This is a genomic window from Pseudomonas entomophila, assembly GCF_018417595.1.
Taxonomy (GTDB): domain Bacteria; phylum Pseudomonadota; class Gammaproteobacteria; order Pseudomonadales; family Pseudomonadaceae; genus Aquipseudomonas; species Aquipseudomonas entomophila_C.
Genome location: NZ_CP070982.1, coordinates 836,927 through 851,182 on the forward strand (window position 1 = coordinate 836,927; position 14,256 = coordinate 851,182).

A 14,256-nucleotide genomic window follows, 5' to 3' on the forward strand; every position below is an offset into this window, starting at 1 on the left:
GTTCCCATGAGCAGAAAATACTTTGGTACCGACGGTATCCGTGGCCGTGTTGGCCAGTTCCCGATCACCCCGGACTTCATGCTGAAACTTGGCTGGGCGGCGGGCATGGCCTTCCGCAAGCAAGGGCATTGCCGTGTGCTGGTGGGCAAGGACACTCGCATTTCCGGTTACATGTTCGAGTCCGCGCTTGAGGCCGGGCTGTCCGCCGCCGGTGCCGACGTCATGCTGCTCGGGCCGATGCCAACGCCGGCTATCGCCTACCTGACCCGTACTTTTCATGCCGAAGCCGGGATCGTCATCAGTGCATCGCACAACCCGCATGACGACAACGGCATCAAGTTTTTCTCCGGTAGTGGCACAAAACTGCCCGATGAAGTCGAGCTGATGATCGAGGAGCTGCTCGATCAGCCGATGACGGTCGTCGAGTCCGGCAAGCTGGGCAAGGTGTCGCGGATCAACGACGCCGCAGGTCGCTATATCGAGTTCTGCAAGAGCAGCGTACCGACCAGTACCAGCTTCGAAGGGCTCAAGATCGTCGTGGATTGCGCCCATGGCGCCACCTACAAGGTCGCGCCCAGCGTGTTCCGTGAGCTGGGTGCCGAGGTGACGGTACTGCACGCAGCGCCTGATGGTCTGAACATCAATGAAAATTGCGGCTCGACCCACATCGAGTCGCTGCAAGCCGCAGTGCTGGTGGGGCATGCCGACCTGGGTATCGCTTTCGATGGCGACGGTGACCGGGTACTGATGGTCGACCATACCGGTGCCATCGTCGACGGTGACGAGTTGCTGTACATCATCGGTCGCGACTTGCATGACCGCGGCAAGCTGCAGGGTGGTGTGGTCGGCACGCTCATGAGCAACTTGGGCCTGGAGCTAGCCTTCAAGGAGCTGGACATCCCATTCGTGCGTGCCAAGGTCGGCGACCGTTATGTCATGGCCGAGCTGCTCGAGCGCGAGTGGCTGCTCGGTGGCGAGAACTCCGGGCATGTGGTGTGCTGCAACCACACCACTACCGGCGATGCCATCATTGCCGCGCTGCAGGTGCTGATGGCCCTCAAGCGCAAAGGCGAGACCCTTGCCCAGGCGCGCCAGGGCGTGCGCAAGTGCCCGCAGGTATTGATCAACGTGCGCTTCGAGGCGGGCAAGAGCGACCCGTTGAAAAACCCGTTGGTGAAAGAGGCGAGCGACAAGGCGACCGAGGCCATGGCCGGGCGCGGGCGCGTGCTGCTGCGCAAGTCCGGCACCGAGCCGCTGGTGCGTGTGATGGTCGAAGGCGACGACGAAAACCAGGTGCGCGGCCATGCCGAAGCCCTGGCAAAACTCGTTGCTGAAGTTTGTGCCTGAAATAGGCTTGCCAGCGCAGATCGGGTTGGGTAAGATCTGCGCCCACTTTGACCGACGAGGTAAAGCATGCGTCGCCCCATGGTAGCTGGTAACTGGAAGATGCACGGTACCCGCGCCAGCGTCGTAGAGCTGACTCAGGGCTTGGGCAATATGCCTCTGCCCAGCGGTGTGGAAGTCGCGGTGTTTCCGCCTTCGCTGTTTATCACTCAGGTGATTAATGGTCTGGAAGGCAAGGGGATCAACGTAGGCGCACAGAATTCTGCTGTACAGCCTGAACAAGGCGCGCTGACCGGTGAAGTTGCTCCGAGTCAGCTGGCTGAAGTCGGTTGCAAGTATGTTCTGGTCGGGCACTCCGAGCGTCGCCAGATTATTGGTGAAAGCGACGAAGTGCTGAACCAGAAGTTTGCAGCGGCTCAGCAAAGTGGTTTGACGCCGGTGCTCTGTATAGGGGAAACTCTCGCAGAGCGCGAGGCGGGCGAGACGCTCGAAGTTGTAGGGCGTCAACTAAGCAGTGTTATCGACGCGTTCGGTATCAAGGCTTTTGCCAATGCAGTAATTGCCTATGAGCCTGTTTGGGCCATCGGTACTGGTTTGACGGCCTCGCCACAGCAAGCCCAGGATGTGCATGCAGCCATCCGCAGGCAGTTGGCGGCGATGGACGCCGAAGTTGCAGCTAACGTGCAACTTCTCTACGGCGGCAGCGTGAAGGCGGCCAATGCGGCTGAACTGTTCGGCATGCCGGATATCGATGGGGGGCTCATTGGTGGAGCGTCCCTGAACGCAGACGAATTCGGTGCAATTTGTCGCGCCGCAGGAAACTGAACAAATGCTGGAAACAGTCGTAGTTGTTTTTCATCTGTTGGCAGCGTTGGCACTGGTTGTAATGGTGTTGCTGCAACAGGGTAAAGGTGCGGAAGCAGGTGCATCTTTCGGCGCAGGTGCTTCAAATACTGTGTTCGGAAGCCAAGGTTCCGCTACCTTTTTGAGTAAAGTTACTGCTATACTTGCTGCCACTTTCTTTTTGACTGCTCTTGGGTTAGGATACTTCGCCAAGCAGCAAGCTCACCAGCTGACTCAAGCTGGTCTGCCAGATCCAGCAGTGCTGGAAGTCAAAGAGCCAAAGCCGGCAGTCAATGATGATGTACCGGTGCTCCAGCAGCAGAAGAGTGAAACCACCAACTCCGGTGACGTACCTCCTCCTGCGAAAGAGCAGCAGTAACGGGTTTCAAGAAGTAGTATTGCCGAGGTGGTGGAATTGGTAGACACGCAACCTTGAGGTGGTTGTGCCCATAGGGTGTAGGGGTTCGAGTCCCCTTCTCGGTACCATTTGAAGCATGAGAGCCCGCTTTGAGCGGGCTTTCTTGCAGGTGGAGGTCGGATTGACCCAGCAAAGGGTTCAGTCTTATACTTTCGCCCCAGCTTTGTCGCGGGGTGGAGCAGCTTGGTAGCTCGTCGGGCTCATAACCCGAAGGTCGTTGGTTCAAATCCAGCCCCCGCAACCAGCTTCAGCAGAGCCCCTTTTCAGGGGCTTTTTGCTAGCCGAACAGTTTTGGCGCCGTTGTCCAACGGCGCTTTCAGGGATGGGCGCTTCGCCCATTTTTTATTTGCACAGCATGCACGAGGGGGTTCAGGTGTCGAGCAAGCTAGAACAGTTGCAGGCCTTGTTGGCCCCGGTTGTCGAGGGTCTGGGCTACCAATGCTGGGGGATCGAATACGTCTCCCAGGGCAAACATTCGGTACTGCGTATCTACATCGACAAGGAAGGCGGCATCCTGGTGGACGACTGCGAAGCTGTCAGCCGTCAGGCCAGCGCCATTCTTGATGTAGAAGATCCGATCAGCTCTGAATATACCCTCGAGGTGTCCTCTCCAGGCATGGATCGCCCGCTGTTCACCCTTGAACAGTTTGCTTCGCATGCCGGCGAGCAGGTGAAGATCAAGCTGCGTACGCCCTTCGAAGGTCGTCGTAACTTCCAGGGCCTTCTCCGTGGTGTGGAGGAGCAGGATGTGGTGGTCCAGGTGGACAATCACGAATTCCTGTTGCCGATCGACTCGATCGACAAGGCCAATATTATTCCCAGTTTTGACTGAGACGTGCCGGGCCCGGAGGACTTTCCGGGGCCAATGGCTTGCGCAAGGCGAGGCGTACGATGAGCAAAGAAGTACTGCTGGTTGTTGAATCGGTATCCAACGAAAAGGGTGTACCACCCGGCGTCATTTTCGAAGCGCTGGAAGTGGCCCTGGCCACTGCAACCAAAAAACGTTTTGAGGACGAAGTCGACCTGCGTGTGGAAATCAACCGCCACACCGGTAGCTACGAGACGTTCCGTCGCTGGACCGTGGTCGACGAGAACGACCTGGACGATCCGGCCATCGAGACCTGGCTGAGCAAGATCCAGGACACGCACCCGGACGCGAAGATCGGTGACGTGATCGAAGAGAAGATCGAGTCGATCGAGTTCGGTCGTATCGCCGCTCAGACCGCCAAGCAGGTCATCGTGCAGAAAGTCCGCGAGGCCGAGCGTGCACAAGTAGTCGACGCCTACCGCGAGCGCGTGGGCGAGATCATCTCCGGTACCGTGAAGAAGGTCACCCGCGACAACGTCATCGTCGACCTTGGCAACAACGCCGAGGCGCTGCTGGCGCGTGAAGACATCATCCCCCGTGAGACCTTCCGGGTCGGCGTGCGCCTGCGCGCGCTGCTCAAGGAAATCCGCACCGAGAACCGCGGCCCGCAGCTGGTCCTGTCGCGCACCGCGCCGCAGATGCTGATCGAGCTGTTCCGTATCGAAGTGCCGGAAATCGCCGAAGGCCTCATCGAAGTCATGGCCGCCTCCCGTGATCCGGGATCGCGTGCCAAGATCGCCGTCCGCTCCAAGGACAAGCGCATCGACCCGCAAGGCGCCTGCATCGGCATGCGTGGTTCGCGCGTCCAGGCCGTATCCGGCGAGCTGGGTGGCGAGCGTGTGGATATCGTCCTGTGGGACGAGAACCCGGCGCAGTTCGTCATCAACGCCATGTCGCCAGCAGAGGTTGCTGCGATCATCGTTGATGAGGACGCCCATGCGATGGATATCGCGGTAGCCGAGGATAACCTGGCCCAGGCCATCGGACGTGGCGGCCAGAACGTCCGTCTGGCCAGCCAGCTGACTGCCTGGACCCTGAACGTGATGACCGAGAAGGACATCCAGGCCAAGCAACAAGCGGAAACCGGCGACATCCTGCGTAATTTCATTGAAGAACTGGAAGTCGACGAAGAGCTGGCACAGGTGCTGGTCGACGAAGGCTTCACCAGCCTCGAAGAAATTGCCTACGTACCGTTGGAAGAAATGCTCAACATCGATGGCTTTGACGAGGACATCGTCAACGAGCTGCGTGCTCGTGCCAAGGACCGTTTGTTGACCAAGGCCATCGCTACCGAAGAAAAACTGGCAGACGCCCATCCGGCCGACGACCTGCTCTCCCTCGAGGGCATGGACAAGGACCTGGCGGCCGAACTGGCGGTGCGCGGCGTGGTTAACCGCGAAGACCTGGCCGAGCAGTCGATTGACGATCTGCTCGACATCGACGGCATCGACGAAGAGCGTGCCGGCAAGTTGATCATGGCCGCCCGAGCCCACTGGTTCGAGTAATTAGGCGCGGCCTGAGGAGAGAAGTGCATGACGCAAGTCACGGTGAAAGAACTGGCCCAAGAGGTCGAGGCACCGGTAGAGCGCCTGCTGCAGCAGATGCGTGAGGCAGGTCTGCCGCACACCGACGCCGGTCAGGTAGTGACCGACAATGAGAAGCAGACCCTGCTGACTCATTTGAAGAGCAGCCACAAGAGCAAGGCGGAAGAGCCGCGCAAGATCACCTTGCAGCGCAAGACCACCAGCACTCTGCGTGTCGCCGGTAGCAAAAGCATCAGCGTAGAAGTACGCAAGAAGAAAGTGTTCGTGCAGCGCAGCCCGGAAGAGATCCAGGCCGAGCAGAAGCGCGAGCAGGAAGAGCGCCGCGCCGCTGAGAACGCCGCGCGCGAGAAGGCTGACGCCGACGCTCGCCAGCGTAACGAAGAACAGGCTCGTCGCCAGGCCGCGCAAGCGCCTGCCGCCGCCCCTGTGGCCAAGGCTGAGCCAGCTCCGGCTGTCGCCGCGCCTGCGGCTCCCGCAGTGCCTGACGCGCCGGTGTCCGAAGATGCCGCTGCCCGCGCCGCCGAGCGCAAGAAGGACGAAGCCCGTCGCAATGAAAGCCGCACCCGTGACGATGATCGTCGTGGCGGTGGTGTTGCCGGCGAGCGCCGTGGCGAAGCGCCGCGTGTGTCCATCAAGGTCAAGGTCAAGGAGAAGGAAAAAGCGCCGACTCCACGTGCCGCGCCACGTACCACCGACGAAGAGAGCGATGGTTTCCGTCGCGGTCGCGGTGGCAAGGGCAAGCCGAAGAAACGCAACCAGCACGGTTTCCAGAACCCGACCGGTCCAGTCATCCGTGACGTGACCATCGGCGAGACCATCACCGTTTCGGACCTGGCACAGCAGATGTCGGTCAAAGGCGCTGAAGTCGTCAAGTTCATGTTCAAGCTGGGTACCCCGGTCACCATCAACCAGGTGCTCGACCAGGAAACCGCTCAGCTGGTCGCCGAAGAGCTGGGCCACAAGGTCACCCTGGTCAGCGACACCGCCCTGGAAGACTCCCTGGCCGAATCGCTGAAGTTCGAAGGTGAGAGCGAGTCCCGCGCACCGGTCGTGACCGTCATGGGTCACGTCGACCACGGCAAGACCTCGCTGCTCGACTACATCCGTCGTGCCAAGGTTGCCGCTGGCGAGGCCGGTGGTATCACCCAGCACATCGGTGCCTACCACGTGGAAACCGACCGCGGCATGGTCACCTTCCTCGATACCCCTGGCCACGCAGCGTTCACTCAGATGCGTGCCCGTGGTGCCAAGGCGACCGACATCGTCATCCTGGTGGTGGCGGCGGACGACGGCGTGATGCCGCAGACCCGCGAAGCCGTCCAGCACGCGAAAGCCGCTGGCGTTCCGCTGGTTGTCGCGGTGAACAAGATCGACAAGCCGGGTGCCGACCTCGATCGCATCCGCAACGAGCTGGCCGTCGAAGGCGTGACCTCCGAGGACTGGGGTGGTGACACTCCGTTCGTCAAGGTCTCGGCGAAGATGGGTACCGGTGTCGACGAACTGCTCGAAGCCGTCCTGCTGCAGGCCGAGATCCTCGAACTCAAGGCCACCCCGACCGCACCTGGTCGTGGTGTCGTGGTCGAGTCGCGCCTGGACAAGGGCCGCGGCCCGGTGGCTACCATCCTGGTCCAGGACGGTACCCTGCGTCAGGGCGACATGGTCCTGGTCGGTTCCAACTATGGCCGCGTGCGCGCCATGCTCGACGAGAACGGCAAGCCTGTGAAGGAAGCCGGCCCGTCGATCCCGGTCGAGATCCTCGGCCTGGACGGCACACCCGATGCGGGTGACGAGATGTCCGTGGTCGCCGACGAGAAGAAGGCGCGCGAAGTTGCCCTGTTCCGTCAAGGCAAGTACCGCGAGGTCAAGCTGGCCCGTGCTCACGCCGGCAAGCTGGAAAACATCTTCGAGACCATGGGTCAGGAAGAGAAGAAGACCCTCAACATCGTCCTCAAGACCGATGTGCGTGGTTCGCTCGAGGCGCTGCAGGGTTCGCTCAGCAGCCTGGGCAACGACGAAGTTCAGGTGCGCGTGATCGGTGGCGGTGTCGGTGGTATCACCGAAAGCGACGCCAACCTGGCACTGGCTTCGAACGCAGTTCTGTTCGGCTTCAACGTGCGTGCCGATGCCGGCGCGCGCAAGATCGTCGAGCAGGAAGGCCTGGACATGCGTTACTACAACGTGATCTACGACATCATCGAAGACGTCAAGAAAGCGTTGACCGGCATGCTCGGCAGCGATGTTCGCGAGAACATCCTGGGCGTCGCCGAAGTGCGTGACGTGTTCCGTTCGCCGAAGTTCGGCGCCATCGCCGGCTGTATGGTCATCGAGGGTACCGTGTATCGCAACCGTCCGATCCGCGTACTGCGCGAGGACGTGGTGATCTTCGAAGGCGAACTGGAATCGCTGCGTCGCTTCAAGGACGATGCCTCCGAAGTGCGTAACGGCATGGAGTGCGGTATTGGCGTCAAGAGCTACAACGACGTCAAGGTCGGCGACAAGATCGAAGTCTTCGAGAAAGTCCAGGTGGCTCGTACCCTGTAAGGGGCGAGCATGGTGCAGGCCCCGTCGCAAGGCGGTTGGCGGCGCCTCACAAGGTAGCGCCCGGTCAGGCTTCAGCCTGACCGGGCGTTTGCCGCTTTACGTTACAGGTAGCAAGAATGGCAAAAGAATATAGCCGTACCCAACGCATCGGCGATCAGATGCAGCGCGAGCTGGCCGAACTGATCCGCCGTGAAGTCAAAGATCCGCGCGTCGGCCTGGTGACCATCACCGCCGTCGACGTCAGCCGTGACCTTGGCCACGCCAAGGTCTTCATCACGGTCATGGGCCAGGACGGCACCGATGCCGTGCCGCAGACCCTCAAGGCCCTCACCAGCGCCGCGAGCTTCCTGCGCCTGCACCTGGGGCGCGTCATGCAACTGCGCAGCGTGCCGCAACTGCACTTCCACTTCGATGAAAGCGTCAGCCGTGGTGTCCATCTGTCGGCGCTGATCGAACGTGCGGTGGCCGAAGACCGTCTGCACCAGGATGCCGGCGAGCCGGACACCAAGGAGTAAGCGGTGGCCCAGGTCAAACGTATCCGCCGCAACGTCAGCGGCATCATCCTGCTCGACAAGCCGTTGGGGTTCACCTCCAACGCTGCCCTGCAGAAGGTTCGCTGGTTGCTCAATGCGGAAAAGGCCGGCCACACCGGCAGCCTCGATCCGCTGGCCACCGGCGTGCTGCCGTTGTGCTTTGGCGAGGCGACCAAGTTCTCCCAATACCTGCTCGATTCCGACAAGGGCTACGAGACGGTCATGCAGATGGGGCAGACCACCAGCACCGCGGACGCCGAGGGCGAAGTCCTGCAGACCCGCGAAGTGACCGTTGGTCGCGCCGATATCGAGGCTGTGATCCCGCGTTTCCGGGGTGACATCCTGCAGGTACCGCCGATGTACTCGGCCCTCAAGCGTGATGGCCAGCCGCTGTACAAGCTGGCGCGTGCAGGAGAGGTAGTGGAGCGCGAGGCGCGTTCTGTTACTATTGGCCGCTTGGAGTTGCTCGAGTGCGAAGGCACCCGTGCGCGGCTGTCGGTTGGATGCAGCAAAGGCACCTATATCCGCACCCTGGTCGAGGATATCGGTGAGGCGCTGGGCTGCGGAGCCTACGTCGCCGAACTGCGCCGCACCCAGGCCGGCCCTTTCGCGCTGGCACAGACCGTGACGCTCGAGGAACTCGAACAGGCCCACGCAGAGGGTGGCAATGAAGCGCTCGATCGCTTCCTGATGCCGTCCGACAGCGGGCTGCAGGACTGGCCACTGGTGCTGTTGTCCGAACACAGCGCGTTCTACTGGCTGCACGGCCAGGCGGTACGCGCGCCGGACGCACCGCAGTTTGGCATGGTCCGCGTACAGGATCACAATGGTCGCTTCATCGGTATCGGTGAAGTGAGCGAAGACGGGCGCATTGCGCCGCGTCGGCTGATTCGGTCGGAATGACCGAAACCGTGGGGCGAGGCTTCGGCCGGAGCCCGCGGTATCAAGGGTGGCTGTTAGTAGGCGCGGTCACACCTTCTTTATCAATACAGGGATTTGTCCCTGGCCTATTGGACCCCGCTTGCGGGATCCGTTTATCAGGAGAAGCCACATGGCCCTCAGCGTTGAAGAAAAAGCTCAGATCGTTGCCGAATACCAGCAAGCCGCCGGCGATACCGGTAGCCCGGAAGTGCAGGTTGCTCTGCTGACCGCCAACATCAACAAGCTGCAAGGCCACTTCAAGGCCAACGAAAAAGACCACCACTCCCGTCGTGGTCTGATCCGTATGGTCAACCAGCGTCGTAAGCTGCTGGACTACCTGAAGGGCAAGGACACCACTCGTTACAGCGCCCTGATCGGTCGCCTGGGCCTGCGTCGCTAATAGCGGCCTGGCCAGTGGTGTTGCATGGTGTGTCGCATTCTTCGGCAACGCTGCCTGTCAGCGTTGTCGTTGGGCACACTACGCGATCTGCGAGGTTGGCAGCCTGGTTCGCCGTGCGGTTTTTCCGCCCGGCACCCGGCTCCCAGCCTCGTGTTGTATCTGGACGGTCAATGGGGCCGATTCCCCGTTCTGCCCAAGAATTCGCAAGAACCAGTTCCCCCAAGAGCCACTGAAAAAGGTAGGAAACCGTGAACCCGGTAATCAAGACATTCCAGTTCGGTCAATCGACCGTTACGCTCGAAACGGGCCGCATTGCCCGTCAGGCCACCGGCGCTGTGCTGGTCACCGTCGACAACGACGTCACCGTGCTGGTGACCGTGGTTGGCGCCAAGCAAGCCGACCCGGGCAAGGGCTTCTTCCCGCTGTCCGTGCACTACCAGGAAAAGACCTACGCCGCCGGCAAGATCCCAGGTGGTTTCTTCAAGCGTGAAGGCCGCCCTTCTGAGAAAGAAACCCTGACCTCGCGCCTGATCGACCGTCCGATCCGCCCGCTGTTCCCAGAAGGCTTCATGAATGAAGTCCAGGTCGTCTGCACCGTGGTTTCGACCAGCAAGAAGACCGACCCGGACATCGCTGCGATGATCGGTACCTCGGCTGCCCTGGCCATCTCGGGCATCCCGTTCGAAGGCCCGATCGGCGCCGCCCGCGTTGCCTTCCACGAAAGCACCGGCTACCTGCTGAACCCGACCTACGAGCAACTGGCTGCCTCCAGCCTGGACATGGTCGTTGCCGGTACCGAGTCCGCCGTGCTGATGGTTGAATCGGAAGCCCAAGAGCTGACCGAAGACCAGATGCTGGGCGCCGTGCTGTTCGCCCACGACGAATTCCAGGCCGTGATCAAAGCGGTCAAAGAGCTGGCCGCCGAAGCTGCCAAGCCGACCTGGGACTGGAAACCGGCCGACAAGAACACCGAACTGTTCAACGCCATCCGCGCCGAATTCGGCGAGGCTGTTTCCCAGGGCTACACCATCACCGTCAAGGCCGACCGCTACGCGCGCCTGGGCGAGCTGCGCGACCAGGCGGTCGCCAAGTTCTCCGGTGAAGAAGGCCAGCCTTCGGCTGGTGAAGTCAAAGACATCTTCGGCGAGATCGAATACCGCACCGTTCGCGAAAACATCGTCAACGGCAAGCCCCGTATCGACGGCCGCGACACCAAGACCGTGCGTCCGCTGAACATCGAAGTCGGCGTTCTGCCGAAGACCCACGGTTCGGCCCTGTTCACCCGTGGCGAGACTCAAGCCCTGGTCGTCGCGACCCTGGGTACTGCCCGTGACGCCCAGCTGCTGGACACCCTCGAAGGCGAGAAGAAAGACCCCTTCATGCTGCACTACAACTTCCCGCCGTTCTCGGTGGGCGAGTGTGGCCGCATGGGTGGTGCCGGCCGTCGCGAAATCGGCCACGGCCGTCTGGCCCGTCGCTCGGTCCAGGCCATGCTGCCGGCCGCCGACGTGTTCCCGTACACCATCCGCGTGGTATCGGAAATCACCGAATCCAACGGTTCCAGCTCCATGGCTTCGGTCTGTGGTGCCTCGCTGGCCCTGATGGACGCCGGTGTCCCGATGAAGGCACCGGTTGCCGGTATCGCCATGGGCCTGGTCAAGGAAGGCGAGAAGTTCGCGGTCCTGACCGACATCCTGGGTGACGAAGACCACCTGGGCGACATGGACTTCAAGGTAGCCGGTACCGCCAAGGGCGTCACCGCGCTGCAGATGGACATCAAGATCAACGGCATCACCGAAGAGATCATGGAAATCGCCCTGGGCCAGGCCCTGGAAGCGCGCCTGAACATCCTCGGCCAGATGAACCAGATCATCGGAGAGTCGCGTACCGAGCTGTCGGCCAACGCGCCGACCATGATCGCGATGAAGATCGACACCGACAAGATCCGTGACGTCATCGGTAAAGGCGGCGCCACCATCCGCGCCATCTGCGAAGAAACCAAGGCCTCGATCGACATCGAAGACGACGGTTCGATCAAGATCTTCGGCGAGACCAAGGAAGCCGCGGACGCTGCCAAGCAACGCATCCTGGGCATCACTGCCGAGGCCGAGATCGGCAAGATCTACGTCGGCAAGGTCGAGCGTATCGTCGACTTCGGCGCCTTCGTCAACATCCTGCCGGGCAAGGACGGCCTGGTGCACATCTCCATGCTGAGCGATGCTCGCGTCGAGAAGGTCACCGACGTGCTGAAGGAAGGTCAGGAAGTCGAAGTACTGGTACTGGACGTGGACAACCGCGGCCGTATCAAGCTGTCGATCAAGGACGTTGCCGCTGCCAAGGCATCGGGCGTCTGAGCGTCTGACGCGTAACAGGAAAGGGCCCTTCGGGGCCCTTTTTTGTTGCCTGGATGAGCCCCATGGGATTGATCTGATACGACCTGTGTAGGAGCGGCTTTAGCCGCGATCACCCGCGAAGCGGGTGCCCAGAGACCGCGACGTCTGTATCGCGGCTGAAGCCGCTCCTACAGGGTTCCGAAACCTGCCGGTGAACATGCATCTTGCACATCGGTTTTTCCGCGGTATTGCAGATTGCACGATCATGCATGACTGGGTCTGATGCTAACTTATTGAATTTTAAGGAATTATAAGTAATCCAAAAGCTGGCACAGCGCGTGCAACTACCTTCATACCTGTCGCCAGGCTTCACGGCGCAGACCTTTCGAAAAACAGGAGTGACTCACATGAAGAAGTTCGCCATTGCTGCCGCTACTGCTACCGCTCTGACCCTGACCCTGGCTAATGCGGCGTTCGCCCAGCAGTCCACCCAGGCCCCGATGACGCTGGCGGCCGGTGAGGTGACCAAAGCCAAGGAAGCTACCTCCGATACCTGGATCACTACCAAGGTGAAGGCTGACCTGATGACCGAGAAAGGCATTCCAGGCAGCGACATCAAGGTTGAAACCAACAAAGGCGTGGTGTCGCTGTCGTCGACCACCGCAGTGACCGATTCGCAGAAGGAGATGGCGGTTGCCATCGCCAAGAAAATCAAAGGCGTGAAGGCCGTTGCAGCTGATGGCCTGAAAGCCGAGTAAGGGATGTCCCGTCGGCCAAAGGGACTTGGCCACCTTTCAAGCAAAAGCCCCGGCGTGCGCCGGGGCTTTTCATTGCTCGCCTGTTCAGTGCTCGGTGGCCGTTTCCCGTCGCCGGACCGGCTCGCCTTCGCTGTTCACTTCCATTACCGGGACTTCGTTGCCTTCGGCGTCGAACAGCTTGCCATCCTTGAAGTAGTCGCCATCGCGCAGCGCGGAGATATCCGCGTAGTTGATGGTACGTTCGTAGGCGGCGGCGAACACCGACTGCTGATCGGAGTTACCGGTGGTGAAGTGGTTGAAGATCAAGTTCAGCAGGATCGCCATGATCGCTGCCGAGCTGATACCCGAGTGGAAGATGGTTTCGAACCAGTTCGGGAAGTTGTGGTAGAAGGTCGGCGCCGCGATCGGGATCATGCCGAAGCCCAGCGAGGCGGCAACGATGATCAGGTTGACGTTGTTCTTGTAGCTGACCTTGGACAGGGTGCGGATGCCGCTGGCGGCCACGGTACCGAACAGCACGATGCCGGCGCCGCCCAGCACTGGGGTCGGTACCGCGGCGATGACCCGGCCCATGACCGGTAGCAGGCCCAGCACTACCAGGATCACGCCACCGGTGGCCACCACATAGCGGCTCTTCACGCCGGTCACGGCCACCAGGCCGACGTTCTGGGCGAAGGCGCTCTGGGTGAACGAGCCGAAGATCGGCGCCAGGATGCTCGATGCCATGTCGGCACGCAGGCCATTGCCCAGGCGCTTGGAGTCGACCTTGGTGTCGATGATCTCACCGACCGCGAGGATGTCCGCCGAGGTTTCCACCAGGGTCACCATGATCACGATGCACATCGACAGGATGGCGGCGATGTGGAAGGTCGGCATACCAAAATGGAACGGGCTGGGGAAGGCGAACATCGGGCCTTCGCTGACCTTGCTGAAGTCGGTCATGCCCAGTGCCCAGGCGATCAGGGTACCGACCACCATCGCCAGCAGGATCGACAGCCGCGAGATGGTCGCGTTACCCAACTTGCTCAGCAGCAGGACGATGCCGAAGGTCAGTGCGGCCAGGCCGATGTTGGCCACGCTGCCGAACTCGGGCGAGGCGCTGTTGCCGCCCATCACCCAGCGTGCGGCCACGGGCATGAGGGTCAGGCCGATGGTGGTGATGACGATGCCGGTCACCAGGGGCGGGAAGAACTTGGTGATGCGCGAGAACACCGGGGTGATCAGGAAGCCGATCAGCGACGCCGCCATGACTGCGCCCAGCACGCCCTGCAGACCACCGCCGCCCTCACTGCTGATGATGGCGCCCATGGTTGCCACACCGGCGAATGACACCCCTTGCACCAGCGGCAGCTGGCAGCCGAAGAACGGCAGGCCAAGGGTTTGCAGCAGTGTCGCCAGGCCGCCAGCGAACAGCGAGGCGGCGATCAGCAGGCCGATCTCCGCAGGGCCCAGGCCGGCAGCCTGGCCCAGGATCAGCGGGACGGCGACGATCCCTCCGTACATGGTCAGGACATGTTGCAGCCCGTAGGCCAGGTTGGCGCCTAGGCCGAGGTTTTCGTCCTCGGGGCGCGGGGCGGGAGACGTGCTGGGGGACGTGGTCATTGGAGCAGGCTCTCTGTTTATTGTTGTGCCGCTACTGTAGACAAGTCTGACAAAACATTGCCACATAAATTGTATACAAAGTTTTGATCGTAGCGTCGGCAAAGGTGCTTCCAGGGTGCGCATAGCCTGGATGCACGTTGCGTTCCAACAT

12 protein-coding genes and 2 tRNA genes are annotated in these 14,256 nt (G+C 61.3%); 13 read left to right on the forward strand and 1 reads right to left on the reverse strand.

Translation table 11 applies throughout. The annotated features are described in order from the left end of the window. Positions 1-6: 6 nt before the first annotated feature. From glmM to JYG34_RS03730, 13 genes are all read left to right on the forward strand, one after another. Complete coding sequence (gene glmM, locus JYG34_RS03670) at positions 7-1,347, forward strand: phosphoglucosamine mutase (protein WP_213659524.1); 1,341 nt, start codon at positions 7-9, stop codon at positions 1,345-1,347. A 66-nt stretch (positions 1,348-1,413) separates the two neighbouring features. Further along, positions 1,414-2,169, forward strand: coding sequence for a triose-phosphate isomerase (gene tpiA, locus JYG34_RS03675; protein ID WP_213659525.1), 756 nt, complete (start codon positions 1,414-1,416; stop codon positions 2,167-2,169). Positions 2,170-2,173: 4 nt separating this feature from the next. Then, the gene (gene secG, locus JYG34_RS03680; protein ID WP_028691255.1) at positions 2,174-2,566 is read left to right on the forward strand and encodes a preprotein translocase subunit SecG; all 393 of its coding nucleotides are present in this window, start codon (positions 2,174-2,176) and stop codon (positions 2,564-2,566) included. A gap of 21 nt (positions 2,567-2,587) precedes the next feature. Then, a tRNA-Leu gene (locus JYG34_RS03685) sits at positions 2,588-2,673 on the forward strand. A 99-nt stretch (positions 2,674-2,772) separates the two neighbouring features. Beyond that, positions 2,773-2,849, forward strand: a tRNA-Met gene (locus JYG34_RS03690). A gap of 129 nt (positions 2,850-2,978) precedes the next feature. Next, positions 2,979-3,437, forward strand: coding sequence for a ribosome maturation factor RimP (gene rimP / locus JYG34_RS03695; RefSeq protein ID WP_044488659.1), 459 nt, complete (start codon positions 2,979-2,981; stop codon positions 3,435-3,437). Between the two features lie 59 nt (positions 3,438-3,496). Continuing rightward, positions 3,497-4,978, forward strand: a complete 1,482-nt coding sequence (gene nusA, locus JYG34_RS03700) for a transcription termination factor NusA (protein WP_213659526.1) — start codon at positions 3,497-3,499, stop codon at positions 4,976-4,978. Positions 4,979-5,005: 27 nt separating this feature from the next. Continuing rightward, the gene (gene infB / locus JYG34_RS03705) at positions 5,006-7,558 is read left to right on the forward strand and encodes a translation initiation factor IF-2 (protein WP_213659527.1); all 2,553 of its coding nucleotides are present in this window, start codon (positions 5,006-5,008) and stop codon (positions 7,556-7,558) included. Positions 7,559-7,674: 116 nt separating this feature from the next. Beyond that, entirely contained in the window at positions 7,675-8,073 is a 399-nt protein-coding gene (rbfA, locus tag JYG34_RS03710; RefSeq protein ID WP_011532142.1) for a 30S ribosome-binding factor RbfA, read from the forward strand. Between the two features lie 3 nt (positions 8,074-8,076). After that, on the forward strand, positions 8,077-8,994 hold the full coding sequence (truB, locus tag JYG34_RS03715; RefSeq protein WP_011532143.1) for a tRNA pseudouridine(55) synthase TruB: 918 nt from the start codon (positions 8,077-8,079) through the stop codon (positions 8,992-8,994). Positions 8,995-9,142: 148 nt separating this feature from the next. Continuing rightward, positions 9,143-9,412: a 30S ribosomal protein S15 gene (gene rpsO, locus JYG34_RS03720; protein WP_011532144.1), complete on the forward strand. Its 270-nt coding sequence runs from the start codon at positions 9,143-9,145 to the stop codon at positions 9,410-9,412. Between the two features lie 248 nt (positions 9,413-9,660). Continuing rightward, entirely contained in the window at positions 9,661-11,766 is a 2,106-nt protein-coding gene (gene pnp / locus JYG34_RS03725; RefSeq protein WP_213659528.1) for a polyribonucleotide nucleotidyltransferase, read from the forward strand. 386 nt (positions 11,767-12,152) lie between these two features. Further along, positions 12,153-12,503: a BON domain-containing protein gene (locus JYG34_RS03730; RefSeq protein WP_213659529.1), complete on the forward strand. Its 351-nt coding sequence runs from the start codon at positions 12,153-12,155 to the stop codon at positions 12,501-12,503. A gap of 84 nt (positions 12,504-12,587) precedes the next feature. On the opposite strand, the gene JYG34_RS03735 is transcribed toward JYG34_RS03730, so the two are convergent. Then, positions 12,588-14,105, reverse strand: a complete 1,518-nt coding sequence (locus JYG34_RS03735; RefSeq protein WP_213659530.1) for a nucleobase:cation symporter-2 family protein — start codon at positions 14,103-14,105, stop codon at positions 12,588-12,590. Between the last annotated feature and the right edge of the window lie 151 nt (positions 14,106-14,256).

Excerpts from the sequence above, each read along its gene's own strand:
- glmM (WP_213659524.1), top strand. The coding sequence starts at position 7 with ATGAGCAGAAAATACTTTGGTACCGACGGTATCCGTGGCCGTGTTGGC.
- nusA (WP_213659526.1), top strand. The coding sequence starts at position 3,497 with ATGAGCAAAGAAGTACTGCTGGTTGTTGAATCGGTATCCAACGAAAAG.
- rbfA (WP_011532142.1), top strand. The coding sequence starts at position 7,675 with ATGGCAAAAGAATATAGCCGTACCCAACGCATCGGCGATCAGATGCAG.
- secG (WP_028691255.1), top strand. The coding sequence starts at position 2,174 with ATGCTGGAAACAGTCGTAGTTGTTTTTCATCTGTTGGCAGCGTTGGCA.
- JYG34_RS03730 (WP_213659529.1), top strand. The coding sequence starts at position 12,153 with ATGAAGAAGTTCGCCATTGCTGCCGCTACTGCTACCGCTCTGACCCTG.
- JYG34_RS03735 (WP_213659530.1), bottom strand. The coding sequence starts at position 14,105 with ATGACCACGTCCCCCAGCACGTCTCCCGCCCCGCGCCCCGAGGACGAA.
- rpsO (WP_011532144.1), top strand. The coding sequence starts at position 9,143 with ATGGCCCTCAGCGTTGAAGAAAAAGCTCAGATCGTTGCCGAATACCAG.
- tpiA (WP_213659525.1), top strand. The coding sequence starts at position 1,414 with ATGCGTCGCCCCATGGTAGCTGGTAACTGGAAGATGCACGGTACCCGC.
- infB (WP_213659527.1), top strand. The coding sequence starts at position 5,006 with ATGACGCAAGTCACGGTGAAAGAACTGGCCCAAGAGGTCGAGGCACCG.